24 protein-coding genes, 1 tRNA gene and 1 other RNA gene are annotated in these 26,780 nt (G+C 71.1%); 11 read left to right on the plus strand and 15 right to left on the minus strand.

Annotation, left to right across the window (positions count from 1 at the left end; all coding sequences use genetic code 11):
* Positions 1-55: 55 nt before the first annotated feature.
* The 5 genes from GE115_RS00385 to aceE all read right to left on the minus strand — a co-directional run bounded on the left by GE115_RS00385 (position 56) and on the right by aceE (position 6,381).
* Positions 56-304 carry an acyl carrier protein gene (locus tag GE115_RS00385; RefSeq protein WP_056731598.1) on the minus strand — a complete coding sequence of 83 codons (249 nt, stop codon included), beginning with the start codon at positions 302-304 and terminating at the stop codon, positions 56-58.
* 69 nt (positions 305-373) lie between these two features.
* The gene (locus GE115_RS00390; protein ID WP_153682870.1) at positions 374-1,378 is read right to left on the minus strand and encodes a beta-ketoacyl-ACP synthase III; all 1,005 of its coding nucleotides are present in this window, start codon (positions 1,376-1,378) and stop codon (positions 374-376) included.
* Between the two features lie 26 nt (positions 1,379-1,404).
* Complete coding sequence (locus GE115_RS00395; protein WP_312854724.1) at positions 1,405-2,322, minus strand: ACP S-malonyltransferase; 918 nt, start codon at positions 2,320-2,322, stop codon at positions 1,405-1,407.
* Between the two features lie 103 nt (positions 2,323-2,425).
* Positions 2,426-3,646, minus strand: coding sequence for a PucR family transcriptional regulator (locus tag GE115_RS00400; RefSeq protein ID WP_312854725.1), 1,221 nt, complete (start codon positions 3,644-3,646; stop codon positions 2,426-2,428).
* A gap of 8 nt (positions 3,647-3,654) precedes the next feature.
* The gene (gene aceE / locus GE115_RS00405) at positions 3,655-6,381 is read right to left on the minus strand and encodes a pyruvate dehydrogenase (acetyl-transferring), homodimeric type (protein WP_312854726.1); all 2,727 of its coding nucleotides are present in this window, start codon (positions 6,379-6,381) and stop codon (positions 3,655-3,657) included.
* Between the two features lie 216 nt (positions 6,382-6,597).
* On the opposite strand from aceE, the gene GE115_RS00410 reads away from it, so the two are divergent.
* Positions 6,598-7,056: a peroxiredoxin gene (locus GE115_RS00410; RefSeq protein ID WP_153682871.1), complete on the plus strand. Its 459-nt coding sequence runs from the start codon at positions 6,598-6,600 to the stop codon at positions 7,054-7,056.
* A gap of 33 nt (positions 7,057-7,089) precedes the next feature.
* On the opposite strand, the gene GE115_RS00415 is transcribed toward GE115_RS00410, so the two are convergent.
* Positions 7,090-7,788 (minus strand): hypothetical protein, encoded by a 699-nt coding sequence (locus GE115_RS00415; protein ID WP_246190456.1) that lies wholly within the window; start codon positions 7,786-7,788, stop codon positions 7,090-7,092.
* 85 nt (positions 7,789-7,873) lie between these two features.
* On the opposite strand from GE115_RS00415, the gene GE115_RS00420 reads away from it, so the two are divergent.
* The 4 genes from GE115_RS00420 (at position 7,874) to rnpB (ending at position 10,017) form a co-directional block, all read left to right on the plus strand.
* Positions 7,874-7,946 (plus strand) — tRNA-Val (locus tag GE115_RS00420).
* A gap of 25 nt (positions 7,947-7,971) precedes the next feature.
* On the plus strand, positions 7,972-8,790 hold the full coding sequence (locus GE115_RS00425; RefSeq protein WP_312854727.1) for a Nif3-like dinuclear metal center hexameric protein: 819 nt from the start codon (positions 7,972-7,974) through the stop codon (positions 8,788-8,790).
* Between the two features lie 28 nt (positions 8,791-8,818).
* Positions 8,819-9,556: a zinc ribbon domain-containing protein gene (locus GE115_RS00430; protein ID WP_312854728.1), complete on the plus strand. Its 738-nt coding sequence runs from the start codon at positions 8,819-8,821 to the stop codon at positions 9,554-9,556.
* 85 nt (positions 9,557-9,641) lie between these two features.
* An RNA gene (gene rnpB, locus GE115_RS00435) (RNase P RNA component class A) lies at positions 9,642-10,017 on the plus strand.
* Between the two features lie 47 nt (positions 10,018-10,064).
* Here the strand turns inward: rnpB and ppgK are convergent.
* Positions 10,065-10,817, minus strand: coding sequence for a polyphosphate--glucose phosphotransferase (gene ppgK, locus GE115_RS00440; RefSeq protein WP_153682873.1), 753 nt, complete (start codon positions 10,815-10,817; stop codon positions 10,065-10,067).
* Positions 10,818-10,932: 115 nt separating this feature from the next.
* On the opposite strand from ppgK, the gene GE115_RS00445 reads away from it, so the two are divergent.
* A complete protein-coding gene (locus GE115_RS00445; protein WP_153682874.1) occupies positions 10,933-11,118 on the plus strand; it encodes an SPOR domain-containing protein in 186 nt (61 codons plus the stop codon).
* A gap of 38 nt (positions 11,119-11,156) precedes the next feature.
* Here GE115_RS00445 and GE115_RS00450 read toward each other — a convergent pair whose 3' ends face one another.
* Both GE115_RS00450 and GE115_RS00455 read right to left on the minus strand, forming a co-directional pair.
* Positions 11,157-11,813, minus strand: coding sequence for a response regulator transcription factor (locus GE115_RS00450; RefSeq protein ID WP_153682875.1), 657 nt, complete (start codon positions 11,811-11,813; stop codon positions 11,157-11,159).
* On the minus strand, positions 11,810-13,213 hold the full coding sequence (locus tag GE115_RS00455) for a sensor histidine kinase (RefSeq protein ID WP_153682876.1): 1,404 nt from the start codon (positions 13,211-13,213) through the stop codon (positions 11,810-11,812). The genes GE115_RS00450 and GE115_RS00455 overlap by 4 nt, the downstream gene beginning before the upstream one ends.
* 109 nt (positions 13,214-13,322) lie before the next feature.
* Here GE115_RS00455 and GE115_RS00460 point away from each other — a divergent pair, with 109 nt between their 5' ends.
* Positions 13,323-14,018 carry a DedA family protein gene (locus GE115_RS00460; protein WP_153682877.1) on the plus strand — a complete coding sequence of 232 codons (696 nt, stop codon included), beginning with the start codon at positions 13,323-13,325 and terminating at the stop codon, positions 14,016-14,018.
* A gap of 6 nt (positions 14,019-14,024) precedes the next feature.
* Here GE115_RS00460 and panB read toward each other — a convergent pair whose 3' ends face one another.
* The gene (panB, locus tag GE115_RS00465; protein ID WP_153682878.1) at positions 14,025-14,915 is read right to left on the minus strand and encodes a 3-methyl-2-oxobutanoate hydroxymethyltransferase; all 891 of its coding nucleotides are present in this window, start codon (positions 14,913-14,915) and stop codon (positions 14,025-14,027) included.
* Positions 14,916-15,070: 155 nt separating this feature from the next.
* Between panB and glnA (GE115_RS00470) the strand changes: the two genes are divergently transcribed.
* Positions 15,071-16,408 (plus strand): type I glutamate--ammonia ligase, encoded by a 1,338-nt coding sequence (gene glnA / locus GE115_RS00470; RefSeq protein ID WP_153682879.1) that lies wholly within the window; start codon positions 15,071-15,073, stop codon positions 16,406-16,408.
* 11 nt (positions 16,409-16,419) lie between these two features.
* The gene (locus GE115_RS00475) at positions 16,420-19,431 is read left to right on the plus strand and encodes a bifunctional [glutamine synthetase] adenylyltransferase/[glutamine synthetase]-adenylyl-L-tyrosine phosphorylase (RefSeq protein WP_153682880.1); all 3,012 of its coding nucleotides are present in this window, start codon (positions 16,420-16,422) and stop codon (positions 19,429-19,431) included.
* Positions 19,432-19,536: 105 nt separating this feature from the next.
* Here the strand turns inward: GE115_RS00475 and glnA (GE115_RS00480) are convergent, their stop codons facing one another.
* Entirely contained in the window at positions 19,537-20,961 is a 1,425-nt protein-coding gene (glnA, locus tag GE115_RS00480; RefSeq protein WP_153682881.1) for a type I glutamate--ammonia ligase, read from the minus strand.
* Positions 20,962-21,094: 133 nt separating this feature from the next.
* Between glnA (GE115_RS00480) and GE115_RS00485 the strand changes: the two genes are divergently transcribed.
* Positions 21,095-21,529 (plus strand): RDD family protein, encoded by a 435-nt coding sequence (locus GE115_RS00485; RefSeq protein ID WP_153682882.1) that lies wholly within the window; start codon positions 21,095-21,097, stop codon positions 21,527-21,529.
* Positions 21,530-21,550: 21 nt separating this feature from the next.
* Here the strand turns inward: GE115_RS00485 and GE115_RS00490 are convergent, their stop codons facing one another.
* The 3 genes from GE115_RS00490 to lipB form a co-directional block, all read right to left on the minus strand.
* Positions 21,551-22,264 (minus strand): DUF4191 domain-containing protein, encoded by a 714-nt coding sequence (locus GE115_RS00490; protein WP_153682883.1) that lies wholly within the window; start codon positions 22,262-22,264, stop codon positions 21,551-21,553.
* Positions 22,265-22,338: 74 nt separating this feature from the next.
* Entirely contained in the window at positions 22,339-23,328 is a 990-nt protein-coding gene (gene lipA / locus GE115_RS00495) for a lipoyl synthase (protein WP_312854729.1), read from the minus strand.
* Complete coding sequence (gene lipB, locus GE115_RS00500; RefSeq protein ID WP_153682885.1) at positions 23,325-23,960, minus strand: lipoyl(octanoyl) transferase LipB; 636 nt, start codon at positions 23,958-23,960, stop codon at positions 23,325-23,327. The genes lipA and lipB overlap by 4 nt, the downstream gene beginning before the upstream one ends.
* A gap of 110 nt (positions 23,961-24,070) precedes the next feature.
* Here lipB and GE115_RS00505 point away from each other — a divergent pair, with 110 nt between their 5' ends.
* Positions 24,071-25,762 carry a hypothetical protein gene (locus GE115_RS00505; RefSeq protein ID WP_153682886.1) on the plus strand — a complete coding sequence of 564 codons (1,692 nt, stop codon included), beginning with the start codon at positions 24,071-24,073 and terminating at the stop codon, positions 25,760-25,762.
* On the opposite strand, the gene sucB is transcribed toward GE115_RS00505, so the two are convergent.
* Positions 25,759-26,780, minus strand: a 1,022-nt coding sequence (sucB, locus tag GE115_RS18660; protein WP_246190457.1) for a 2-oxoglutarate dehydrogenase, E2 component, dihydrolipoamide succinyltransferase, incomplete at its 5' end; no start/stop codon positions are given. The genes GE115_RS00505 and sucB overlap by 4 nt on opposite strands.

Below are 26,780 nucleotides of genomic sequence, written 5' to 3' on the forward strand. Positions count from 1 at the left end.
GGGTGAGACGGATGAGCGGGCCGGGCATGTCGCGCCGGCCCGCTCGTCGCAGCGACTAGGCCTGGGCCTTGACGATGAAGTCGACGGCGTCCCCGACGGTCTTGAGGTTCTTGACCTCTTCGTCGGGGATCTTGACGTCGAACTTCTCCTCGGCGTTGACGACGATCGTCATCATCGAGATCGAGTCGATGTCGAGGTCATCGGTGAACGACTTGTCCAGCTCGACCGTGTCGGTCGCGATGCCGGTCTCGTCGTTGATGAGCTCGGCCAGGCCGGCAAGCACTTCTTCGGTGGACAATGCCATGGTGTTCTCTCCTTGAGGGTGTCTCTCGTGATGACCGTGAGACAGTCTAGATGGACGGGGTACGGCGGTTCAGGGCAGAACCACCACTTGGGCGCCGAACACGAGTCCGGCGCCGAAGCCGATCTGCAGGGCGAGGCCGCCCGACAGCTCCGGATGCTCCTCGAGCAGCCGGTGGGTCGCGAGGGGGATCGAGGCGGCCGACGTGTTGCCGGTCGTCGCGATGTCGCGGGCGATCACGACCGATTCGGGCAGCTTCAGCTGCTTCGCGAACTCGTCGATGATGCGCATGTTGGCCTGGTGGGGGATGAAGGCCGCGAGGTCGCCGGCGCCGACACCGGCGGCGTCGAGCGCCTGCTTCGCGACCTTCGCCATGTCCCACACCGCCCAGCGGAAGACCGTCTGGCCCTCCTGTCGCAGCGTCGGCCATTCGGATGCCCCGTCCCGGAACTCCGTGAGCGTGTGGTTCATGCCGACCGCGGCGGCCTTCGAGCCGTCGGAGCCCCACACCGTCCGCGAGATGCCGGGCGCGTCGCTCGGGCCGATCACGACGGCGCCGGCGCCGTCGCCGAGGAGGAAGGAGATGCTGCGATCGGTCGGGTCGACGACGTCGGAGAGCTTCTCCGCGCCCACGACGAGGGCGTAGCGGGCCACGCCGGTGCGGATCAGGGCGTCGGCCTGCGCGACGGCGTACGCGTAGCCGGCGCAGGCGGCGTTCATGTCGTACGCCGCGGCCGGGTTGGCGCCGACGCGGTCGGCGACGACGGCCGCGATCGAGGGGGTCTGCTGCACGTTCGAGATCGTCGCGATGATGACCAGGTCGATCAGCTCGGGGGAGATGCCCGACCGCTCGATCGCCTCGCGGGAGGCATCCGTCGCCAGGTCGAGCGCCGAGACCTCCGCGCCGGCGCGCGTGCGGGTGATGATGCCCGTGCGCTGCTGGATCCACTCGTCGGACGAGTCGATCGGGCCGACGAGGTCTCCGTTCGGCACCGCGTGCTCGCCGCGCGCCGCGCCCACGGCGTAGATGCGGGTGAAGGCGGGGCCGTGCGACTGCTGGAGGGTGGGGGTCGACATCCGTGCGTTCTCTCTTCGGTCGTGACTCAGGCGGCGTCGATCAGCTCGAACGCGGCGGGCAGGTCGTCGGGGGTCTTCACGGCGACGGTCGGGACGCCCTTCAATCCGCGCTTGGCGAGGCCCACGAGCGCTCCGGCGGGCGCGACCTCGATCACGCCGGTGACGCCGGCGTCGGCGAAGGCCGCCATGCAGCGGTCCCAGCGCACGGGCGAGGAGACCTGCCCGACGAGCAGGTCGAGGAACTCGGCACCGCTCGTGACGACGCGGCCGTCGCGGTTGGTCCAGAGCGGGAGGGTCGGGTCGGCGGGGGAGAGTGTCGCGGCGACCTCGGCGAGGCGCTCGACCGCGGATGCCATGTACCGGGTGTGGAACGCCCCGGCGACCTGCAGCGGGATGACGCGGGCGCCGGCCGGCGGCTCGGCGCGGAGTGCCTCGAGGGCGCCGACGGCGCCGGCGACGACGACCTGCCCGCCGCCATTGAAGTTCGCGGGCTCGAGGCCGAGTTCGGCGAGGCGGGCGAGTAGTGCCGACTCGTCGGCGCCGATGACGGCGCTCATGCCCGTCGACTCGAGCGCGGCGGCATCCGCCATCGCCCGGCCGCGTGCCGCGACGAAGCGCATCGCATCGTCGTCGGCGAGCACGCCGCTGCCTGCGGCGGCCGTGATCTCGCCGACCGAGTGACCAGCGATGCCGCCGAGGCGCTCCGCGCGACCGTCGGCGAGCAGGGCGCCCAGCGTGAGGATGCCGGCGGCGACGATGAGCGGCTGCGCGACCGCGGTGTCGCGGATGGTGTCGGCGTCGCTCTCGGTGCCGTGGCGCGCGAGGTCGACCCCCGCGGCCTCCGACAGTCCGGCGAGGCGTTCCGCGAACGCGGAGTCGGCCAGCCAAGGGGAGAGGAAACCGGGGGTCTGCGAGCCCTGACCAGGGCAGACGACGACGATCACCGTTCCAGTCTGCCAATCCGTTTCGGGGGGTGAGTGTGCATCAGCGACAAGCTCTTCCGGGAATGATTGTGCGTGGTGCACACGCCTGATCGGTCGCGCCCGGTCAGGGCCGGGGTCTGCGGCGCGGAGCGACTTCGTGGTCGCTCATCGAGCCGACGATGAGCGCGCACTGCAGGATGAGCGCCTCGCGGGCGCCCGTGGCATCCCACCCGATCACATCGGAGACGCGCTTGAGTCGATAGCGCACCGTGTTCGGGTGAACGAACAGCTCGCGCGCCGTCGCCTCGAGCGACCGGCCGTTGTCGAGGTAGCTCCACAGCGTCGTCAGCAACTCGGTCGAGTGCGCCTGCAACGGCCGATAGATGCGGTGCACGAGCGTCGCCTTCGCGAGCGGGTCGCCCGCGAGCGCTCGCTCGGGAAGGAGGTCGTCGGCGTGCACCGGGCGCGGGGCGTTGCGCCACGACCGCGCCACCGCGAACCCCGCGAGTGCGGCGCGCGCGCTCTTGGAGGCATCGACCAGGTTCGGCACCTCGTGCCCGAGCACCAGGTGGCCGGCCCCGAAGTACGGCTCGAGGTGCTCCGCGATCTCGAGGAAGGTCAGCGCGGCTGAGGTGCCGATCTGCTCCTCGCCCTCGGCGGCCTGCTCGCGCGGTTCGGCACGGCCGATGACGACGACGAGGCGGCTGCCCTGCACCCCGACGAGTACGTCGGCCTGCATGTGTCGCGCGGCCCGGCGCACCTGGTCGACGTCGAAGAGCTTCGGCGCGGTGCCGACGAGCACCGCGACCTCGCCGTGGCCGTGCCAGCCGAGTGCGGCGATCCGGCTCGGCAGTTCTTCGTCGTACTCGCCCGAGAGGATCGAGTCGACCACGAGCGCCTCGAGCCGCGCGTCCCAGAGCCCGCGCGCCTCGGCGGCCCGCGCGTACACGTCGGCGGCGGCGAACGCGATCTCCCGCGAGTACAGCAGGATCGCCTCGCGCAGCGGCTCGCCGCCGTCCTTCACGCGCTCCTCGACGACTTCGACCGTGACCCGGATCAGCTGCAGCGTCTGCTGCAGGCTGACCGAACGGAGGAGTTCGCGCGGGGCGGCGCCGAACACGTCGGCCGCGATCCACGGCGTCGACTTGGGATCGTCGAACCACGCGATGAACGAGCTGATGCCCGCTTGGGCGACGAGGCCCACGGCCGAACGGCGGCTCGGCGGCATGTCGCCGTACCACGGGAGCGTGTCCTCCAGGCGCTTGAGCGTCTGGGTCGCCAACTCACCCGCGATGGTCCGCAACCATGCGAGCGTCTCCGCCTTCGTTCGGGGCCTCGTCGCCACGTCGCTCGTCAGCTCTCGCCGCCGGCCGTCCCGGTCGTGCCGGCGTTGACGTCGTGCAGCCGGTACTTCGCGATGGCCTGGGCCGGGAGCGAACGGTCGACCTCGCCGCGTTCGGCGAGCAGCTCGAGCGTGCGCACGACGACCGAGGGGCCGTCGATCTTGAAGAAGCGCCGCGCGGCGGGCCGCGTGTCGGAGAAGCCGAACCCGTCGGCGCCGAGGGTGGCGAACTGGCCCGGCACGTACGCGCGGATCTGCTCGGGCACCGCGCGCATGTAGTCGCTGACCGCGACGAACGGGCCGCGCGCGCTCGACAGCTTCTGCGTGAGGTACGGCACGCGACGCTCGGCGTCGGGCTCGAGGAAGTTGTGCTCGTCGGCGGAGAGGCCGTCGCGGTTGAGCTCGGACCAGCTGGTCACCGACCAGATGTCGGCCGAGACGCCCCAGTCCTCTGCGAGCAGCTGCTGCGCCTCGCGGATCCACGGCACGGCGACGCCCGAGGCGAGCAGCTGGGCCTTCGGCCCGTCGGCCTGGCCCTCGCCGATGCGGTGGATGCCGCGCACGATGCCCTCGACGTCGACGCCCTCGGGTTCGGCCGGCTGCACGAGCGGCTCGTTGTAGACCGTGAGGTAGTACATGACGTTGGGCTCGGGGTGTGCGCCGCCGTACATGCGCTCGATGCCCGCGCGCATGATGTGGCCGATCTCGTACCCGTAGGCCGGGTCGTACGAGACGACGGCCGGGTTCGTCGCGGCGAGCAGCGGCGAGTGCCCGTCGGCGTGCTGCAGGCCCTCACCCGTGAGCGTCGTGCGCCCGGCGGTCGCGCCGATGATGAAGCCGCGCGCCATCTGGTCGCCCGCCGCCCACATCGCGTCGCCCGTGCGCTGGAAGCCGAACATCGAGTAGAAGATGTAGATCGGGATGAGGGGCTCGCCCTCGGTCGAGTACGACGTGCCGACCGCGGTGAAGGCCGCGAAGGCGCCCGCCTCGTTGATGCCGACGTGCAGGAGCTGGCCCTGCGGGCTCTCCTTGTACGCGAGCAGCAGTTCCCGGTCGACCGACGTGTAGTGCTGGCCGTTCGGGTTGTAGATCTTCGCGCTCGGGAAGAACGCGTCCATGCCGAACGTGCGCGCCTCGTCGGGGATGATCGGCACGATCCGGTTGCCGAAGTCCTTCGCGCGCATGAGGTCCTTCAGCAGTCGCACGAACGCCATGGTCGTGGCGATCTCCTGCGTGCCGGAGCCCTTCTTCGCGATCGCGTACGCCGAGTCGTCGGGCACCGTGATCGCGGTGTGGTTCGTGCGGCGCTCCGGCAGGTAGCCGCCGAGCGCGCGACGGCGGTCGTGCAGGTACTGGATCGCCTCGTCCTGCTCGCCCGGGTGGTAGTACGGCGGCAGGTAGGGGTTCTCCTCCAGCTGCGCGTCGGTGACCGGGATCCGCATCGCGTCGCGGAAGGTCTTCAGGTTGTCGAGGGTCATCTTCTTCATCTGGTGGGTCGCGTTGCGACCCTCGAAGGAGGGACCGAGGCCGTAGCCCTTGATGGTCTTCGCGAGGATGACCGTCGGCTGGCCCTTGTGCTCGGTGGCCGCCTTGAACGCCGCGTACACCTTGCGGTAGTCGTGACCGCCGCGCTTGAGGTTCCAGATCTGGTCGTCGCTGAGGTCCTTGACCAGTTCGAGCGCCCGAGGGTCGCGGCCGAAGAAGTTCTCGCGCACGTAGGCGCCCGACTCGGCCTTGTAGGTCTGGTAGTCGCCGTCGGGCGTGACGTTCATGAGGTTGCGCAGGGCACCCTCGTCGTCGCGGGCGAGCAGGTCGTCCCACTCCCGGCCCCAGACGACCTTGATGACGTTCCATCCGGCGCCGCGGAAGAAGCTCTCGAGCTCCTGGATGATCTTGCCGTTGCCGCGCACCGGGCCGTCGAGGCGCTGCAGGTTGCAGTTGATCACGAAGGTCAGGTTGTCGAGGCCCTCGTTCGCTGCCACCTGGAGCTGTCCGCGGCTCTCGACCTCGTCCATCTCGCCGTCGCCGAGGAAGGCCCAGACGTGCTGGTCCGAGGCATCCTTGATGCCGCGGTTCGTCAGGTACTTGTTGAGCTGCGCCTGGTAGATCGCGTTGATCGGCCCGAGGCCCATTGACACCGTCGGGAACTGCCAGAACTCGGGCATGAGGCGCGGGTGCGGGTAGGAGGGCAGCGCCAGCGGTGCGTGCGACTTCTCCTGGCGGAAGCCGTCGAGCTGGTCGCCGCTGAGGCGGCCCTCGAGGAAGGCGCGGGCGTACATGCCGGGGGAGGCGTGGCCCTGGAAGAAGATCTGGTCGCCGCCGCCCGGGTGGTCCTGACCGCGGAAGAAGTGGTTGAAGCCAACCTCGTACAGCGCCGCGCTCGACGCGTAGGTCGAGATGTGGCCGCCGACGGCGATGCCCGGACGCTGCGCGCGGTGCACGAGCATCGCGGCGTTCCACCGGATCCACGCGCGGTAGCGGCGCTCGACCTCTTCATCGCCGGGGAACTCGGGCTCGTTCTCGGGGGCGATGGTGTTCAGGTAGTCGGTGGTCGGCACCATCGGAACGCCGAGGTGCAGCTCCTTGGAGCGCTTCAGCAGGCTGAGCATGATCTCTCGCGCTCGCTGATGACCCTTCGACGCGACGAGGGCATCGAGCGACTCGGCCCACTCGGTCGTCTCCTCGGGATCCGAGTCCATCGCCTCGACCGAGTAGGGGTCCTGGTCGTTGACAGTCACAGTCGACCTCTCTCTTCTGCAGGTCCTGCCTGCGGAACACAGCGTGCGCACGACGAAGCCGACCGGATTGCGGTCGGACGGCACCACGCCATCCTAGTGATTCTAAGCCAGCGGCATCCGACCCCGGCCCCCGTCGGCGGCGACAGTAGGCTGGCCGGGTCCACGACCCTCCGCGGGATCCAGCTGGAATCCCGCCTCGGAACGGAGCCCGCCCGAATGATCCTCGCTCCCGGCGCCGAGGCGCCCGACTTCGCCCTGCCGAACCAGTTCGGCCAGACGGTGCGCCTGTCGGACTTCCGCGGCGTGAAGCCGGTCGCCATGGTGTTCTTCCCGTTCGCCTTCTCGGGCACCTGCCAGGGTGAGCTGTGCGAATTGCGCGACAACCTCGACCTCTTCCAGGAGGCCGGGGTGGAGCTCCTCGGCGTGTCGGTCGACTCGAAGCACGCGCTGCGCGCGTGGGCCGAGCGCGAGGGGTACGGGTTCTCGTTGCTGGCCGATTTCTGGCCGCACGGCGAGGTGGCCCGAGCGTACGGCGCGTTCCTCGAGGGGCCCGGCTTCGCGACCCGCGCGACGTTCCTCGTCGACGAGGCCGGCTCGGTGCGCGCCGCGTTCGCGAGCGCTCCCGGCGAGGCCCGTCCGCTCGCGGCGTACCGCGAGGCGCTCGCCGCGCTCTGACTGCTCGCCGGGCTCTGACTGCTCGCCGCCCGGTCAGGCGAGGATGCCCACCGACCTCGCGATGACCAGCGCGAGGATCACGAAGCCGCCGAACGCCTGCAGGCCCATGAGCAGCTTCGTCCGCTGCCGCAGCGGCATCGCGTCGCTCGCGCTGAAGGCCATGGAGTTCGACAGCGAGGTGTAGAAGTAGTCGACGAACCTCGGCGTCCAGTCCACGCGTTCCGACGAGGCGCGAGCGACCTCCTCGATCGCGTCGGCGTCCTCGTCCTGCGAGAAGCGGAAGTCCGCGGCGGGCAGTTCGGTGCGCGCCCAGTTCGTGCGCACGACGGCGCCGCCGCGATCGAGGTCCCAGTACAGCAGTGCGAACCCGATGACGTTCGCGACCCAGACCTGCAGCGCCGCAAGGAGCAGGCCCGGCGCGTCGTGGTGCCCGCCGACCAGCTTGGTGACGAGGACCACGAGCGCGACCTGGTTCGCGAGCACGAGCAGCAGCGTCAGGCCGACGGAGAGGAAGCGGCTCCAGCGCGGCTGGCGGACGAACCGGTGCGGGTTGACGATGACGAGGGGGACGAGTGCGGCGAGTCCGACCGCGACGACGGCCAACCGCTGCGCGCCGAACAGCTCGTTGGGCAGGAACGCGTACAGCGCGAGCGCCGACAGCAGCGCCATGACCGCCGGCCAGCGGTGCTCGGGCACGGCCGTGCGGCTCGGATGCCTCGTCATGACCTCCATGGCGCGAGTCTATGGATGCCTGTCGGGCATGTGCTCGCGCCGCGCGGCCGTCATCTAGCATGGTTGGGCGCGGACACGCGCGGAGGGGCCTTTAGCTCAGTTGGTAGAGCGCCACGTTTACACCGTGGATGTCGTCGGTTCGAGCCCGGCAGGGCCCACCCCCGACCCCGCTAGGCTGGGCTGGTGCCTGTCCAGCTCGCCGAACTCCTCGCGACGATCGATCGCCTCTGGCCGTTGGCGGGCGCCGAGGCGTGGGATGCGCCGGGCCTCGTGACCGGCGACCCCGCAGCACCCGTCGAACGGGTCCTGCTCGCGGTCGATGCCGTGCGGGCGACGGTCGACGAGGCCGTCGAACGCGACGCCGACCTGCTGCTCACGCACCACCCGCTGCTGCTGCGCGGCGTCACCACCGTCGCCGAAGACCGCTACAAGGGCTCGCTGATCGCCCGCCTGATCCGTGCGGACTGCGCGCTCGTCGCGGCGCACACCAACGCCGACGTCGTCGAAGACGGCACCTCCGCCGTGATCGCCGAGCGGCTCGGGCTGGCGGATGCCTCGCCGATCGTGCCGTCCGTTGAGTCGGGTCACGGCCTCGGTCGGGTCGGCAGGCTCGTAGAGCCGACCACGCTCGGCCGGCTCGCGCGTCGGCTGGCCGAGATCCTGCCGCCGACGGCGACGGGTGTCCGGGTCTCGGGCGGATACGACGACCCCGTGCAGACGGTCGCCGTCTGCGGCGGGGCGGGCGATTCGCTGCTCGCCGACCCTGCCGTCCGGGCCGCCGACGTCTACATCACCGCCGACCTCCGCCACCATCCCGCTTCAGAGGCGCGGGAACAGGCACTGCTCGGCGGAGGGCCGTCCCTCGTCGACGTCTCGCACTGGGCCAGCGAATGGCTCTGGCTCGATCGGGCCGCCGAGCAACTGCGCGCCGCGCACCCCGACCTCGAGATCGCCGTGAGCGAGCTCCGCACCGACCCCTGGGACTTCCAGGTCGTCCAGTGACCCCGACCCCGATCCACAGGAGCACCACGTGAAGGCCACCCCCGCCGAGCAGCAGCAACTGCTGCGCCTGCAGACCATCGACACGCGACTCGCGCAGCTCGCGCACCGCCTCGGCGCGCTCCCGCAGGCCGCGCCGCTGGCCGATCTCGCGGCGAAGGACGACGCCGTCCGCCGTTCTCGGGCCGAGGCGGTCGGCACGCTCGAAGACGCGAAGACCGAACTGCGCCGCCTCGAATCCGACGTGTCGATGGTCGAGGCGCGCATCGCGCGCGACGGCGACCGCCTCACGCACACCGCTTCGATGAAGGACGTCAGCGCGCTCGAGTCGGAGCTCGTGTCGCTGCGCCGGCGGCTCTCCGACCTGGAGGACGCGGAGCTCGCCGTCATGGAACGCGTCGACCTCGCCCAGCGGGCGGTCGACGCGATCGACGACGAACGCGCGGCGATCGGCGTCGCCCAGGCGAAGCTCGAGGTCGAGCGCGACGAGGCGGCGGCCGGGCTGGCGACCGAGCGCGATCAGGCCCAGCGCGACCGCGGCGCCGTCGCCGCCGGCATCCCCGAGGCGCTGCTCGCGTTCTACGAGCAGCGCCGCGCGCGGGGCGCGGGCGTGGGCGCCGCCCTGCTGCGCCAGCGCACCTGCGGCGGTTGCACGATCACCCTCACCGGGTCCGACCTCGACTCCGTGCGCCGGGCCGCACCCGACGAGGTCGTGCAGTGCCCCGAGTGCGACCGCATCCTCGTGCGCACCGACGAATCAGGCCTCTGAGCGCCGCCAGCTGCGCCCGCAACCCCTCCGCCCGCTGCGGCGCCGACCGCGTGGCATCCGCCACCCGGTAGAATCGGATCGCGAGCGGGTCGGCAAGACGACCGCGTCGTCCGAGCGATCGGGCGCCGAGGAACGTCCGGGCTCCGCAGGGCAGGACGGTGGGTAACGCCCACCCGGGGCAACCCGCGAGACAGTGCCACAGAAAGCAGACCGCCTCCCGCGTGAGCGGGCGGTAAGGGTGAAACGGTGGGGTAAGAGCCCACCAGCGGCCGCGGTGACGCGGTCGGCTCGGTAAACCTCGTCCGGAGCAAGGCCAGACAGGGAACGATGGGGCTGCCCGTCCCGTTCCCGGGTAGGCCGCTGGAGGGGCACGGCAACGTGTCTCCGAGAGAGATGGTCGTCCAGCCGGTGTCGCGCAAGCGCCCGGTCAACAGAACCCGGCGTATCAGCCGGCCCGCTCGCACCGCATTCACGCGTACAGCCGTTGCGCTGCCGCGGCTCGCCGGCGTCAGCGGCGCGTGAGCGACGCGGCGCCGAGGATGCCGGCGTTGTTGCGATGCACGGCGGGCACGATGGGCGTGTCGAGGTCGAGCAGCGGCAGGAAGTGCTCATGATGCTTCGAGACGCCGCCCCCGACGATGAACAGGTCGGGGGAGAACAGCGCCTCGACCACGCCGTAGTAGCGCTGCAGCCGCTTCGCCCACTCCTCCCAGCTCAGCGACTCCCGCTCCATCGCGGAGTAGGCCGCGCGCTCCTCGGCGTCGTAGCCGTCGATCTCGAGATGGCCGAGCTCGGTGTTCGGCACCAGCACACCGTCGTTGAGGAACGCGCTGCCGATGCCGGTGCCGAGCGTAGTGAGGATGACCAGGCCATCGGCGCCGTTGGCCGCGCCGTATCGTTCCTCGGCGATGCCGGCGGCATCCGCGTCGTTGATGAAGTGGATGTCGCGGCCGAGGCGCTCCTCGAACAGGCGCTCGGCGGGCAGGCCGATCCACGCCGCGTCGATGTTCGCCGCCGACAGGGTGAGCCCGCGCTTGACGATGGCGGGGAAGCACACGCCGATCGGCAGCGGAGGTCCGCTCGGGTCGTCGAGCTCGGACAGGAGCTCGACCGTCGCGTCGAGGATGTCGTCGGGGCGGCCGCCGGGCGGGGTCGCGACCTTGTGCCGATCGGAGACGAGCGTGCCGGCGTCGAGGTCGACCACGGCTCCCTTGATGCCCGTTCCGCCGATGTCGATGCCGATCGCTCGCGAAGCCGTCATGCCTCCAATCTATCGTCGTCGCCCGCATGCATCGGTGGCCCGTCGGCTCGACGTGGATGCCCCGTCGCCGAGTGTCCCGGGCGCGGCGCGCGAGGCGCGGGCCTAGGATCGGGGCATGTCCGAAGATGTCGAGCACCTGTTCTGGTACAACCTGCGCACGGGTGAGGTCGAGCAGGGCTTCCAGTCGCCGTCGGTCGACCGGGTGGGCCCGTTCGAGACGCGGGCCGAGGCCGAGAAGGCTCTCGAGATCCTGCGGGCCAACAGCGCGAAGTGGGCCGAGGAGGACGCGGCCGACGACTAGGCGCGTCGAGGTGCGTCGGCTCGCGTCGACGGGCCCGGTCACGGCCCGGCGACCATGCCGGCCCGGAAGGCCAGCACCGCCGCCTCGACGCGATTGCGCACCCCGAGCTTCACGAGGATGGCACTGACGTGGCCCTTCACGGTGCCCTCGACGAGGTGCAACCGCTCGCCGATCTCGGCGTTCGACGCGCCGACGCTGAGCAGCGCGAGCACCTCGCGCTCGCGCTCGGTCAGCGCGGTGATCGACTCGCGCGCCTCGACGCTGCGAGCGCGATGACCGTCGCGGTACGGCGCGATCACGCGCCGTGCGATCTCGGGGGAGAGGTACGCGCCGCCCTCCGAGACCGCGCGCACGCCGGCGATGAGCTCGCGTGGGTCGGCGGCCTTCAACAGGAATCCCAGCGCGCCGCCGCCGAGCGCCCGCTCGATGTAGTCCTCCTCGCCGAAGGTCGTCAGCATCGCGACGCGCGTCCCGGGCACGGTCGCCGCGATCTCGGCGGCCGCATGCAGCCCGTCCAGCCCCGGCATCCGGATGTCCAGCACGGCCACATCGGGGCGGTGACGTTGCGCGCCCTCGATCGCCTCTCGACCGCTCGCCGCCTCGAACACGACCTCGATCTCGGGCTCCGACTGGAGGATCGCCCGAACCCCCGCGCGCATCATCGGCTCGTCGTCGGCGATGAGCACGCGGATCATGACGCTCCCAGCAGGGACTTCTCGACGAGGACGTCTCGATCGAAGCACAGGCGGTACGTCGCATCGGTGAAGTGCAACCAACCGTCGCGTGCGGCGAAGTAGTCGCACTCGGCCCCGTCGGGCGCCGGAGGTTCGCTGACGATCGGCACCGGGCCCGGCGTGCCGGCGGGCAGGAGCGGTGCGAGCTCCGCGCGCGTCATGCCCAGGTCGATGCGCTCGTAGACCTCGGACGTGACCGCGGTATGTGCGAAGGTGATCGCCTGGACGACCAGGAAGCCGACGAGAGCGAGTCCGAGGATCACCGCCGGCACGATCGTCGCCTGCCAGACGCGGCGGCGCGCGGCGCGCGCGTTGGAACGCAACGCCGGATCCGCGGCGATCGGCGAGTCGTGGGCGCGCGTCTCGGCGCGCGTCGGCGCACGGAGCCGCAGCTCGAAGCCTCCGCCCGGCCGGGGGCCCGCGTCAATCGCCCCGCCGAGCAACTCGGCGCGACGACGGAGGCTCGGGATGCCGTGGCCGCCGCCCGGCGCACCCGCCTCGGGTGATGCCGCCGACCTGACCGACACCGTGATGCCTCCGGCGTCGCCCCGCCCCACGTCGATCCCGACCGTCGCCCCGGGAGCGTGCCGCATGGTATTCGTGAGCCCCTCGCGGACGGTCCGCACGACCAGCTCCGCGATGAGCGGATCCGCGGCCGCGACGACGGCGTGATCGAGCCGCACCTCGACGTTCATCCCGGCATCCCGCGCTCCGGTGACGAGGGCGTCGACGCCCTCGCCGCCGACCGGATCGAGCCGGCTCGGCCCGTCTCCGGGTCGAGTCATCCGCACCACATCGCCCAGGCGACCGCTCGCGCGCACCGCGGCCTCGCGCAGTTCGCGGAACTGCTCGCGCTGTTCGGGTCCGAGGTCGTGTGCGAGCTCCAACGCCCCGGCCTGCACCGCGATCAGCGCCAATTCGTGGCCGATGGTGTCGTGCAGGTCGTCGGCGATGCGGGCACGCTCCTCGGCCTGCGCCCGGTCGGCGAGCACCGCAGCATCCGATTCCCGCTGCTCGACCCGGAGCATCCGATACCTGCCGAACCACCACGGGGCGACGACGGTGAGCAGTGCGATGAGCACGCTCGCCATCCAGTCGCCGAGCGGGGAGGTGCCGGGCAGCAGGTACGAGACGGGAAGCGAGCCCGCCAGCACGGCGGAGAAGGCGATCACGGCCGGGACGAGCCGAGTCATGTGGCGTCCGGCCAGGTACCCGGCGACCGCAGCCGGGGCGAGGGCGAGTACGAGGGCCGAGTCTCCCCAGCGGGCCAGCGGAAGCGCGACCGATGTCGCGAGGAGCAGGAGCACGACGCCGACGGAGGTCGACCACCGCCCTCGCCGGGGAAGACGGAAAGGGAGCATCCCCCCATCGTAGGAAGGCGACGTAGGCCGCAGGAGTGACGAAAGTCAGGGACCGGTCCGTACGTCGGTCGGATGTGCCGGCCTGCATCGCGCTCGTACCGTCGCTGGCATGGACCTCCTGGCAATGCTGACGACCCTCGTGAACGACCTCGCCGCCTCGCCGTGGGTGTACCTCGTCGTGTTCGCCGTGTGCGTGATCGACGGGTTCTTCCCGCCGGTCCCGAGTGAGACGGTCGTCGTCGGCGCCGCCACCGTCTCGGTCGTGTCGGGCCAGCCGAACCTGCTGCTGCTCATCGGCGTCGCCGCCGTGGGCGCGATCATCGGCGACAACCTCGCGTATCAGGTCGGCCGGGTCATGGGGACCGACCGCTTCCGGTGGATGCGGTCCAGGCGCGTCTCCAACGCGGTCGACTGGGCTCGCCGCGGACTGGACCGCCGCGGTGCGCTCCTCATCTTCACCGCCCGCTACATCCCGGTCGGCCGGATCGCCGTGAACATGACCGCTGGTGCCACGGGCTACCCGCTCCGTCGGTTCCTCCCGCTGTCCATCGCTGCCGGCATCACGTGGGCCGCGTACTCGGCGATCTGCGGCATCGTCGCCGGGCAGTGGCTGCACGACCAGCCGCTCCTGGCCATCGTGCTCGCGATCGTGGTCGCTGCGCTCGTCGGCGCGGTGGCGGACGCCGTCATCCGACGGATCCTCAACCGCACGGTCGCGAAGCCGAGCGTCGACCCGGCAATCGAGCCCGCCGGCGACCGTGAAGGTCTGGACGTCGCCCCGGCCGAGGCCGCTGCTTGCAGCTAGGCGCCGCTACTCGTACGAATGCTCGGGCCCGGGGTACGCGCCCGAGTCGACATCGGCGACCCACTCGCGCGCGGCTGAGCTCAGGATGCCCGCGAGGTCCGCGTACTGCTTCACGAACTTCGGGATGCGCCCGGTCGTGAGCCCGGCCCAGTCGGTCCACACGAGCAGCTGCCCATCGGTGTGCGGGCCGGCGCCCACGCTGATGGTCGGGATGCCGATGCGCTCGGTCACGAGCTTGGCCGCGTCGGCGGGGACCATCTCGAGCACGACGGCGAACGCTCCAGCGTCTTCGACGGCGACCGCGTCGGCCAACAGCTGGTCGAGTCCCTCGCCGCGCCCCTGGATCAGGTGACCGCCGAGACCGTGCTCGCTCTGCGGCGTGTAGCCGATGTGGCCCATCACCGGGATGCCCGCCTGCACGATGCGGTGGATCTGCTTGCGGCTGCGTTCGCCGCCCTCGAGCTTCACGGCGTGGGCGCCGGTCTCCTTCATGAACCGGACTGCGGTGTGCAGCGCGTCTTCGGGGCCGTTCTCGTACGAGCCGAACGGCATGTCGGCGACGACGAACGCCCGCCGCACCGCGCCCGCGACGGCGCGCGTCAGCGGGATCAGGTCGTCGACGGTCACCGGCAGCGTCGTGTCGTATCCGAGCACGTTGTTGCCGGCGGAGTCGCCGACCAGGAGGAAGTCGATGCCGGCCTCGTCGAAGATGCGGGCCGTGAGCATGTCATAGCTCGTCAGGCCGGTGATCTTGATGCCCTCGCGCTTCGCGTTCTGGAAGTGGCGCGTGCGCACGCGCTTCGGGCCGCCGGGCGCCGGCGCCCCGCCGTACGGATTCTGCTCGGCCTGCGGCTGGTTCGCGGAGTCGGATGCGTCGGAGCTGGGCTGCGCTGGCATGGCGAACAGTCTTCCACACCGCCGCCGGGGCACGGGGTCGTCGACGGGCGTCTTCGCCCGGGTTCCGGGGAGAGCCGGTGGGCTTCGCGGGTGGTCCCGTGGGCCTCGCGGGCGCGCGCGAACCACTACGCTGAAACCTGCGAGGAAGGGTGTGGATGGATAAGCAGCGCGACTTCGTTCTCCGAACCATCGAGGAACGAGGGGTCAAGTTCGTCAGGCTGTGGTTCACCGACGTGGTGGGCACCCTGAAGTCGGTCGCCATCGCTCCCGCCGAGGTCGAGGGCGCGTTCAACGAGGGCATCGGGTTCGACGGCTCGGCGATCGAGGGGCTGAGCCGGACGTACGAGTCCGACCTGCTCGCCTTCCCCGACCCGCAGACGTTCCAGACCCTCCCGTGGCGCGGCGACATCGACCCGACGGCGCGCATGTTCTGCGACATCACGACGCCCGACGGCGAGCCGGCCGTCTCCGATCCGCGCAACGTGCTCAAGCGCACGCTCGCGCGTGCGGCCGACCGCGGGTTCACCTTCTACACGCACCCCGAGATCGAGTTCTACCTGCTGAAGTCGTCGAAGTACGGCGAGGAGGGTCCGATCCCCGTCGACTCGGCCGGGTACTTCGACAACGTGCCGGGCGGCACCGCCCACGACTTCCGTCGCCGCTCGGTGCGGATGCTCGAAGACCTCGGCATCTCGGTCGAGTTCAGCCACCACGAGGCGGGCCCCGGTCAGAACGAGATCGACCTGCGCTACGCCGACGCGCTGACGACGGCCGACAACATCATGACCTTCCGCACGGTCATCAAGGAGGTGGCGATCGAGCAGGGCGTGTACGCGACGTTCATGCCGAAGCCCTTCTCCGACAAGCCGGGCAGCGGCATGCACACGCACCTCTCGCTGTTCGAGGGCGACGCGAACGCGTTCTACGAGCCCGGTGCGCAGTACCAGCTGTCGAAGATCGGGCGCCAGTTCATCGCGGGCCTGCTCCGCCACGCGAACGAGATCTCGGCCGTCACGAACCAGTTCGTCAACTCGTACAAGCGGCTCTGGGGCGGTGGCGAGGCGCCGAGCTTCATCTGCTGGGGCCACAACAACCGCTCGGCCCTCGTGCGCGTGCCCCTGTACAAGCCGAACAAGGGCCAGAGCGCCCGGGTCGAGTACCGCGCCATCGACTCCGCCGCGAACCCGTACCTCGCGTTCTCGCTGCTGCTGGCCGCCGGCCTCAAGGGCATCGAAGAGGGATACGAGCTGCCGGCAGAGGCTGAAGACAACGTCTGGACCCTGAGCGACAGCGAGCGCCGAGCGCTCGGCTACGACCCGCTGCCCGCCAGCCTCGACCACGCGATCGAGTACATGGAGCGCTCCGAGCTCGTCGCCGAGACGCTGGGTGAAGAGGTCTTCAGCTTCGTGCTCGCCAACAAGCGGGCCGAGTGGCGCGAATACCGCACGCAGGTCACGCCGTACGAGCTGCAGCGCAACCTCGAGATCCTCTAGGTCGCCGTCGGATGACGCGTGGAGCCAGTCTGCTCGGCGCGCTGGCGCGCGCGGGGTTCGACGATCTCGACCGAGCCTCGCACGACCTGGGCGACCTCGCGACCGCGAGCGGGCTCGCGGTCGAGCCGCTCGTCGCGGCGTTCGCGTCGGCCGCGGATCCCGACGCCGCGCTCGCGTTGACCATCCGCCTTCGCGAGCGTGCACCGGCGACGCTCGACGGACTGCTCGCCGAGCCGGGATCGGCCGATCGGCTCGGCCGGGTGCTCGGCACGTCGCGCGGCCTCGCGGACTTCTTCGAGCGTCAACCCGACGAGCTGGCGCTGCTGCGCGGTGCGCCCGAGCCGCCGCTGGGCCAAGCCGCGGCGACGGCCGAGCTCGAGGAGGCGGTCGACGAGGCGTTCCGCGGCGGCGCCGACTTCGACGGAGCGGCCCGTGCGCTGCGCGTGCGCTACCGTCGCCTGCTGGCCCGCCTCGTGGTCTGGGATCTCACGCGTCCGAGCGCGATCGCCGCGGTCGACACCGTGGCGGCCGGGCTCGCCGACCTGGCCGGAGCGACCCTCGATGCGGCCATCGGCATCGCGCGGCGCATCACGGCGCGCGAGCCCGGCGAGCCCGCGGCGCCCGGCAGGTATCCGTCGGCGGAGGTGGCCGCGACGCGGCTCGCTGTCATCGGCATGGGCAAGGCCGGCGCGCGCGAACTCAACTACGTCAGCGACGTCGACGTCATCTACGTCGCCGAGACGGCCGATGACGAGGTCGCCGCGTCCGGCCGTGCCGTCGAGATCTCCACGCGCCTCGCGATGCTCATGCAGCGCGCCATCGGCGAAGCCGGCATGGAGCCGCCGCTGTGGGAGGTCGACCCCAACCTGCGCCCCGAGGGAAAAGACGGTGCGCTCGTGCGCACGCTCGAGTCGCACGTGCAGTACTACGAGCGCTGGGCCAAGAGCTGGGAGTTCCAGGCCCTGCTGAAGGCGCGGCCGCTCGCGGGCGACCGGGAGCTCGGCCGACGGTACGCGGAGGCGCTGGGGCCCAAGGTGTGGACGAGCTCCTCGCGCGAGGGGTTCGTGGAGTCCGTGCAGCGCATGCGCGAGCGCGTCACCGAGCACATCCCGGCCGACGAGGTCGACCGCCAGTTGAAGCTCGGCCCGGGCGGCCTGCGCGACATCGAGTTCACCGTGCAGCTCCTGCAACTCGTGCATGGCGCCTCCGACGACGGCATCCGCCAGCCGGGCACGCTGCCCGCCCTCGCGGCACTCGCCGCGCGCGGCTACGTGGGGCGCGAGGAGGCCGCCGAGTTCAGCCTCGACTATCGAACCCTGCGCGTGCTCGAGCACCGGCTGCAGCTGGCGCGACTGCGTCGCACGCACCTCATGCCGACCTCGGACGCCGAGCTGCGAACGCTCGGGCGCGCGTCGGGCCTCGGCCGCGACGCCCGTTCGGTGTTGGCCGCGTGGCAGGACGTCCGCCAGCGTGTTCGCGGGCTGCACCAGCGGCTGTTCTACCGGCCGTTGCTCTCGGCCGTCGCTGCGCTGCCCGCCGAAGGACTCGAGTTGACGAACGAGCAGGCGGAGGCGAGGCTCGCGGCGATCGGGTTCCGCGACCCGAGCGGCGCGCTCGCGCACATCGCGGCGTTGACGGCCGGCGTCTCGCGCCGCGCGACGATCCAGCGGCACCTGATGCCGGTGCTGATCTCGTGGTTCGCCGACGGGTCCGACCCCGACTACGGCCTGCTCGCCTTCCGGCGCCTCAGCGACGAGCTCGGCACCACGCACTGGTACCTACGACTCCTGCGCGACTCGTCCGACGCCGCGATGCGGCTCACGCGGGTACTGTCGGGTTCCCGGTTCGCGGGGGAGCTGCTCGAGCGCATCCCCGAGGCGGTCGCCTGGCTCGAGGACGTCGACGAACTGCGCCCGCGATCGCTGCCCTCGTTGCGCGAGGAGACGCGCGCGGTGCTCGCGAGGCACTCGACGGCGGATGCCGCGGCCAAGGTGCTGCGCGCCATGCGACGCCGCGAGGTGCTGCGGCTGGCCCTCGCCGGCATTCTCGACGTGTGCACGATCGAAGAGCTCGGCCACGGCCTGAGCGACGTCGTGGAGAACCACCTGGCCGGTCTCGTGAGCGCGATCCGGGGCCCTGAGCCCGACGGCATCGAGTTCGCCGTGATCGGCATGGGGCGGTTCGGCGGCCGCGAGCTCGGGATCGGTTCCGACGCCGACATCATCTACGTCTACCGCGCCGCGGGCGCCGAGCCGCAGGCCGCGCACACGCGGGCGCTGCGCATCGTCTCGGAGCTCAACCGGCTGAGCGAGGACGCCAGGCTCCCGTTCGAACTCGATGCCGATCTCAGGCCCGAGGGCCGCAACGGCGTGATCGCGCGGTCACTCGACGCGTATCGTGCGTATTACGCCCGGTGGTCGTTGACCTGGGAGGCCCAAGCACTCCTGCGGGCCAGGGGCGTGGCCGGCGACGCCGTCCTGATCGACGACTTCACCGAGCTCGCCGATACCGTGCGATACCCCGAGGCGATCGGCGAGCGCGACGTCCGCGAGGTGAAGCGCATCAAAGCGCGCGTCGAGAACGAGCGGCTGCCACAGGGCGCCGACCCGTCCCGTCACCTCAAGCTCGGCCGTGGCTCGCTCTCCGACGTCGAGTGGTTCGTGCAGCTCGTCCAGCTGCAGCACGCCGCCCGGATCCCGGCGCTGCGCACCACGTCGACGCTCGACGCCCTCGCGACCGCGGTCGACCACGACCTCGTGCCCGTGGCAGACGGCGAGACGCTCCGCGCCGCGTGGATCCTCGCGTCGCGGGCGCGCTCGGCGCTCACGCTCTGGCTCGACAAGACCACCGACGTGCTGCCGGTCGATCGCTCGCAGCTCGAGGGGGTCGCGCGCATCATGGGATATCCGCCCGGATCCGCGAGCGCCCTCGAGCACGACTACCTCGCCGCCACTCGCCGGGCGCGCGCGGTGTTCGAGCGCGGGTTCTACGGGGTCGAGCCGCGGCGCGATCCGACCACCTGAGCGCACGGCGCTTCAGCGGAGGCATCCGGCCCGCACGGCGAATGGCCCGCATCGCCGAGGCGATGCGGGCCATTCAGGGGGACGGCAGGGGATGCCGGGGGGAGATCAGACGCCGTAGTAGAGCTCGAACTCGAACGGGTGCGGGCGCTGAGCCAGGGGCTTCAGCTCCTTCTCGCGCTTGTAGTCGATCCAGGTCTCGATGAGCTCCTTGGTGAACACGCCGCCCTCGAGGAGGAAGTCGTGGTCGGCCTCGAGCGCATCGAGCGCCTCGCCGAGCGAGCCGGGGACCTGGGGGATGGTCTTGGCCTCCTCGGGCGGCAGCTCGTAGAGGTCCTTGTCGACCGGCTCGTGCGGCTCGATGCGGTTCTTGATGCCGTCGAGGCCCGCCATGAGCTGTGCGGCGAACGCGAGGTACGGGTTGCCCGAGGCGTCGGGCGCGCGGAACTCGATGCGCTTGGCCTTCGGGTTCGTGCCCGTGATCGGGATGCGGATCGACGCCGAGCGGTTGCCCGCCGAGTAGACCAGGTTGACGGGGGCCTCGAAGCCGGGGACGAGGCGGTGGTAGGAGTTCACCGTCGGGTTCGTGAAGGCGAGCACCGCGGGAGCGTGCTTGAGCAGGCCGCCGATGTACCACCGCGCCAGGTCGGAGAGCCCGCCGTAACCGGCCTCGTCGTAGAACAGCGGCTTGCCGTCGTTCCACAGCGACTGGTGGGTGTGCATGCCCGAGCCGTTGTCGCCGAAGAGCGGCTTCGGCATGAACGTGGCCGTCTTGCCCCACTGCTCGGCCGTGTTCTTCACGATGTACTTGAACTTCAGGATGTCGTCGGCCGCGTGCACCATCGTGTCGAAGCGGTAGTTGATCTCGGCCTGGCCGCCGCTGCCGACTTCGTGGTGCGCGCGCTCGAGGATGAGCCCGGCGTCGATGAGCTTCAGCGAGATGTCGTCGCGCAGGTCGGCCTGCTTGTCGACGGGCGAGACCGGGAAGTAGCCGCCCTTGTACGGCGTCTTGTTGCCGAGGTTGCCGCCCTCCTCCGCACGACCCGAGTTCCAGGCGCCCTCCTCGGAGTCCACCGAGTAGAAGCTGGAGTGCTGGTTGACCTCGTAGCGCACGTCGTCGAAGATGTAGAACTCCGCCTCGGGGGCGAAGAACGCGGTGTCGGCGATGCCGGTCGACGCGAGGTACTTCTCGGCCTTCTTGGCGACCTGGCGCGGGTCCTTGCCGTAGATCTCGCCGTTGCGCGGGTTGTAGATGTCGAAGACCATGATGAGCGTGCGCTCGGCCCGGAACGGGTCGATGTACGCCGTGGAGACGTCGGGGATCAGCTGCATGTCGGATTCGTGGATCGACGCGAATCCACGGATCGACGAACCGTCGAAGAGCTGACCGACGGTGAAGAACTCCTCGTCCACGGTCGACGCCGGGATGTTGAAGTGCTGCTGCACGCCCGGGAGGTCGGTGAAACGGATGTCGAGGAACTTGACGTCCGTCTCCTTGATGAACTTGAGGACTTCAGAGGAATCACTGAACATGGTGGCGACGCTCCAAGGGGTGGGAATCGGCGGGCTTTGCACGACCGCTCCGACGCTACTGGCGGGCGGTTTCCCGACCGTGACGCGAATGTTTCCGACGTGTTACACGACCGGCGATCGGTAGAATCGTCGGATGCCCGAAACGACGCCATCCGCCTCCGGAACGACCCAGCCCAGCCGGTGGCCGGGCGAGCGGCTCGGGCTGCCGGCATCCGGCCGCCGCTCGATCGCGCGAGCCGGTCGGCGCATCGCGGCGCTGGTGATCGACTACGGGCTGGCGCTGCTGATCGCCCTGCTGTTCGCGCCGTACCAGTCGATGGAGCACAGCTGGATCACGCTCGGCGTCTTCGGGCTCATGCAGGTCGTCTTCATCCCGACGATCGGCGGCAGCGTCGGACACCGGCTCTTCGGCATGCACGTGGTTCCGCTCGGCGGGGGATGGGTGGGCCTGTGGCGACCCGTCGTGCGCACGCTGCTGCTGCTCGTCGTCATCCCGGCGCTCGTCTGGGACTCCGACCAGCGCGGATTCCACGACCGGGTGGCCGGAACGGTGCTCATCCGCTCCTGACCGCGGAGGCCGGCGTCGGGCTCAGCGCATCTTGCCGCGTTGCGCGCGCACCTTCATCGGGTCGATGCCCTTGGGGATCGGCAGCGAGGACTGCAGTGAGTTCAGCCGATTGGAGACCGCGAGCACCTCGGGCTTGGTGAGCGAGCGCTTCGACTTGCGCAGCGCCGCCGCGAGGCGGTGCAGTTCCACCGAATCCTCGCCGTGGCCGACCGTGAGGAGGCGGATCGGCACGTTGGGCAGCACGCGCGTGACCTTGCGCTCCTCGTCTTTGAGCATGCGCTCGACGCGGAACGCGTCGCCCTCGCCGATGAGCACCACGCCACCGCGCCCGACGGCCCGATATACGGCGTCCTGGGTCTTGCCGTTGACCGCGACCGGCATCTCGTTGCCGACCCATCCGCCGCGGAGTCCGCTGCGGAGGACGGCGCCGACGGCACCGGGCTGGCCCTCGATCTGCGAGTACGCGGCCCGCTCGGCGCGACGACCGAGGATGACCATGGCCAGCAGGAGGCCGGCGAGCACGCCGGCGACGATCCACAGGATCATCGTGAACCAGTTGTCGCTCGACAGCCAGATCGCGAGCGCGAGGCCGAGCGCGACCGGTGCGAGGAAGCCGAGGAGCATCAGCCAGGGCGCCGTCGAGTCGTAGCGGCGGGTCATCTGGAAGACCTGCCACATCTGCTTGAGACGGCCGGGCTCCTTCGGGGCGGACGAGGTGTCCTTGGTGCGTGCCATGGTCACAAGGATACCGGCGCGCGGACGCCGCCTCCGACCGAGTTCTCGCTCAGCGGAGGCGGCATCCGGATGCCTCAGCCGACGGCCTGCGCGAATCCCGCGGACGCATCGGCGAGGTGCTCGAGGCCGGCCGGGATCTCGCGGCCTTTGGCGTGCATCGACTGGGCCCAGAGGCGACCCGCACGGTACGAGGACCGCACCAGCGGGCCCGCGAGGACGCCGAGGAACCCGATCGCCTCGGCCTCGGCCTTCAGCTCGACGAACTCCTCGGGTCGCACCCACCGGGCGACCGGAAGGTGACGCGGGCTCGGCCGGAGGTACTGCGTGATGGTGATGATGTCGGTCCCCGCGTCGTGGAGATCGCGCAGGGCCTGCGAGACCTCCTCGCGTTCCTCGCCCATGCCGAGGATGAGGTTGGACTTGGTGATGAGGCCCGCGGCGCGACCCTGCGTGATCACGTCGAGCGAGCGCTCGTAGCGGAATGCCGGCCGGATTCGCTTGAAGATGCGCGGCACCGTCTCGACATTGTGCGCGAAGACTTCGGGTCGAGCCGAGAAGACCTCGGCGAGGTGGGCCGGGTTCCCCGAGAAGTCGGGCACCAGGATCTCCACGCCCGTGCCGGGGGACTGCCGGTGGATCTCCCGGATCGTCTCGGCGTACAACCAGGCACCCTCGTCGGGCAGGTCGTCGCGAGCGACCCCCGTCACCGTCGAGTAGCGCAGCCGCATCCGCACGACCGACTCGGCGACGCGACGCGGCTCGTCGGCGTCGTAGTCGGCCGGCCGACCCGTGTCGATCTGGCAGAAGTCGCATCGCCGCGTGCACTGCGAACCGCCGATCAGGAAGGTCGCCTCGCGGTCCTCCCAGCACTCGTAGATGTTCGGGCAGCCCGCCTCCTGGCAGACCGTGTGCAGCTCCTCCGTCTTCACGAGGGCGTGCAGCTCGCGGAACTCGGGGCCCATCTTGGCGCGCGTCTTGATCCACTCGGGCTTGCGCTCGATCGGAGTCTGCGCGTTGCGGATCTCGAGGCGCAGCATCCGCCGCCCCTCGGGAGGCGCGCTCACGCGAGAACCGCCGTGAGCGCGTCGTCGAGGCGCCGCTGCAGCGGTTCGACGACGTCGACCGGCCGGATGACCCGGCCGGCGACGCGCGACATGGTCGTCACGCCGGCATCGCGGATGCCGCAGGCGACGATCCGCTCGTAGGGCGCGAGGTCGTTCGAGCAGTTCAGCGCGAACCCGTGCATCGTCACGCCGTCCGCGACGCGGATGCCGATCGCGGCGATCTTCTCGTCGATGCCGTCGCCGACCCATACGCCGGATCGCCCCTCGACGCGGCGACCCTCGATGCCGTACTCGGCGAGCAGGCCGATGAGCGCGCCCTCGAGGCGGCGCACGTAGTCGACCACGTCGATCGGTTCGGAGAGCCGCACGATGGGATAGCCGACGAGTTGCCCCGGACCGTGCCAGGTGATCTTGCCGCCCCGGTCGACGTCGACGACCGGGGTGCCGTCGGTCGGGCGTTCGTCGGGAGCCGTGCGCTTCCCGGCGGTGTACACGGATTCGTGTTCGAGGAGGATGACGGTGTCCGGGGCGTTTCCGGAGACCACCGCCTGATGGACGGCGCGCTGGAGGGAGAGGCCCTCGCTGTACGGCACGGAGTTGGCGCTTAGCCCCGTGACGACGTAGTCGAGCATGGGGTCAAGTCTAGGCAGAGTGCTCCTGCACACCGAGCGCAGTGGCGGGGATGTCCCGGGCGGGCGCGGCGACGAACGGAGCGATGATCGGTGGGGGCGAGGATCGCGGCATGCGCCGGAGAACCAGACCAGCCCGCAGGCACGCCCGCAGTGAAGCGCCCGCACCTCCGCCTCCGGTCGACGCCGAACGGCTGGCCGGCTACCGGCTGATCCGCCGGATCGCGACCGGGACGCGCGCGCAGATCTACCTCGCGGTCGCCGCTCGGTTCGAGGATGCCTCCATCCCCGTCGCCGATCGCGCGCCGTCGCTCGTCGTCGTGCGCGTCTACGAGGTCGACGCCGACCAGTCGTCGATCGCGATCGAGCTCGACGCGATGGCCGGCGTGCCCGCCTTCGCCGCGGCGCTCGACCTGACGACGCTCGACGACGGACGAACCGCCCTCGTCGTCGAGCGGCTCGGGCCGACGAGCCTCGCCGCGCGCATCGCCGATCGGACCCTGTCTCCCGGCGAGGCGGTCACCGTGCTCGCGCCGCTCGCGGTCGCCATCGGCGACCTCGAGCGCCACGGCTTCGCGCTGGAGCGGATGACCGCCGCCGACGTCTGGTTCGACGCGACCGGCCGGCCGAGGCTGCTCGGGGCGGGTCACCTGCGCCGGCTTCCCGATGCTCCCGGATCGACCACCGAGCGCACCGCGTGGGTGCGCGCCACGCACGCCGCATTGGGCGCGCTCATCGAGGAGGTCGCCCCGGCCGTGCGGCCGGCCGGGGCGCTCGACCCCGTGCGCGGGTTGATCGCCGAGCGGGTGGCCGAGCGTCCGTTCAGCGCCTTCCACCAGGAGATCGAGCGGATGCTGTTCGCCGTCGCCGATCCTGCACCGGTGGCCGGGATCGAAGCGGGCACCGCGATACCGCCCATCGTCTCCGGCCGGGTGCCGACGCGCGCCATCCGGCCGATGGCGATGGCGGAGACGGGCCGGGTCGCGGCGAGATCGTCCGAGATCGGGAGCCCGGCCGGCGACGCGGTGATCGAGCCGCCGACCGATTCGGCCCGCGCCGGCCTGCGTTCCGACCTCCGCCAGGCTTTCCGTCGGTTCGGCATCGACGAGGTCGCCGCAGTGGCCGAGGGGGACTCCATCGACCTGGATGCCCCCAACCCCGGATGGCGCGAGCGCCTGGGCGGATTCGCCCGGAGGCGCCGTTCGACGCTCGTCGTCGCCGCCCTCGCGGGTGGCGCGGCGCTCGTGATGCTGCTCACGCTCGTGCCGCCGGCCGACGGTGCGGCCGACGCCGGTTCGACGGCCCGCGCGGTGACCGGCGGCGAGGCAGCTCACACGGCCGAGGCCACGACCGGCCCCGTCGGGATGGTCGGCGACACGAACGCGCCGGCGACGTCCGAGGAGGCCGAGGCGGTTCAGGCGGCCCCACCCGATGCGACGACCGGGGAACCGGCGACCTCGCCCCGACCCGCCGGAGCCACCGAGACGGATGCCCTCGTCGCCGTCGGCGACCTGTTGGATCGCCGGGCCGAATGCCTCGAGCAACTCGACCTCGCGTGCCTCGACGGCGTGGTGCAGGCCGGTTCGGCACTCGAAGCGGCCGACCGCGCGGCGATCCTGGCTGCGAGGTCGGGGGAGCGCGCGATCGAGCCGGCGCCGCTCGACGCCGCGTCGGCCGCGGTGGCCGGAGAGATGGGCGCGGCGCGTCTCGTGACCGTGCCCTATGCCGGGGCCCAACGCGAACCGGCCTCGATCCTCATGATGAGGAGCGAGGCCGGTTGGCGTCTGCGGGAGATCTTCGACTAGATGCCGAGGTCGCCTTCGAAGTCGCCGCTCTCGAGGCGGTCCTTGACCGCGGTGAGGAAGCGGGCGGCGTCGGCGCCGTCGACGATGCGGTGGTCGTACGACAGGGCGAGGTAGACCATGGAGCGGATCGCGATCGCGTCCTGGCCGTCTTCGGTGAGCACCACGGGGCGCTTGACGACGATGCCGGTGCCGAGGATCGCGGTCTGAGGCAGGAAGACGACCGGTGTGTCGAACAGCGCGCCGCGCGAACCCGTGTTGGTCAGCGTGAACGTGCCGCCCGAGAGCTCGTCGGGCTTCAGCTGGTTGTTGCGCGTGCGCTCGGCGAGATCGGCGATCTGACCGGCGAGGCCCGCGATGTCGAGTTCGCCCGCGTCGCGGACCACCGGGGTGAGCAGGCCCCGCTCGGTGTCGACCGCGATGCTCAGGTTCTCGCGCTCGGGGTAGACGATCGCGTCGCCGTCGACCGTCGAGTTGATGATCGGGTAGGCGCGCAGCGCCTCGACCGCGGCCAGGGCGAAGAACGGCAGGAAGGAGAGCTTGTTGCCGGTCTTGGCCTGGAAGTCGGACTTCACCTTGTCGCGCAGGCGAGCCACCTTGGTGACGTCGACCTCGACCACCGAGGTGAGCTGAGCCGTCGACTGCATCGACACGACCGCGCGCTCCGCGACGACCTTGCGCAGCCGCGTCATCGGCTGGGTCGTGCCGCGCAGCGGCGAGGTCTCGAGCGGCTGGCGCTTCGCGGCGGCCGAGGGCTGCGCGTTGGCCTGCAGGACGTCCTGCTTGCGGATGCGGCCGCCGACGCCGGTGCCGGTCACCGAAGCGAGGTCGACGCCCTGCTCGTTCGCGAGCTTGCGCACGATCGGCGTGACGTAGCCGGCACCGCCGGCGTGCGCCGGAGCCGCCGGGGCTGCGGGAGCGGCCTGCGGAGCTGCCGGGGCCGCCTGCGGAGCAGCGGGGGCGGCGGGCGCGGCGGCGGGAGCGGTCGGCTGCGCCTGCGGCGCGGGCGCCGCCGGGGCCT

Origin of the sequence: Agromyces agglutinans (assembly GCF_009647605.1) — a bacterium.
GTDB classification, from domain to species: domain Bacteria; phylum Actinomycetota; class Actinomycetes; order Actinomycetales; family Microbacteriaceae; genus Agromyces; species Agromyces agglutinans.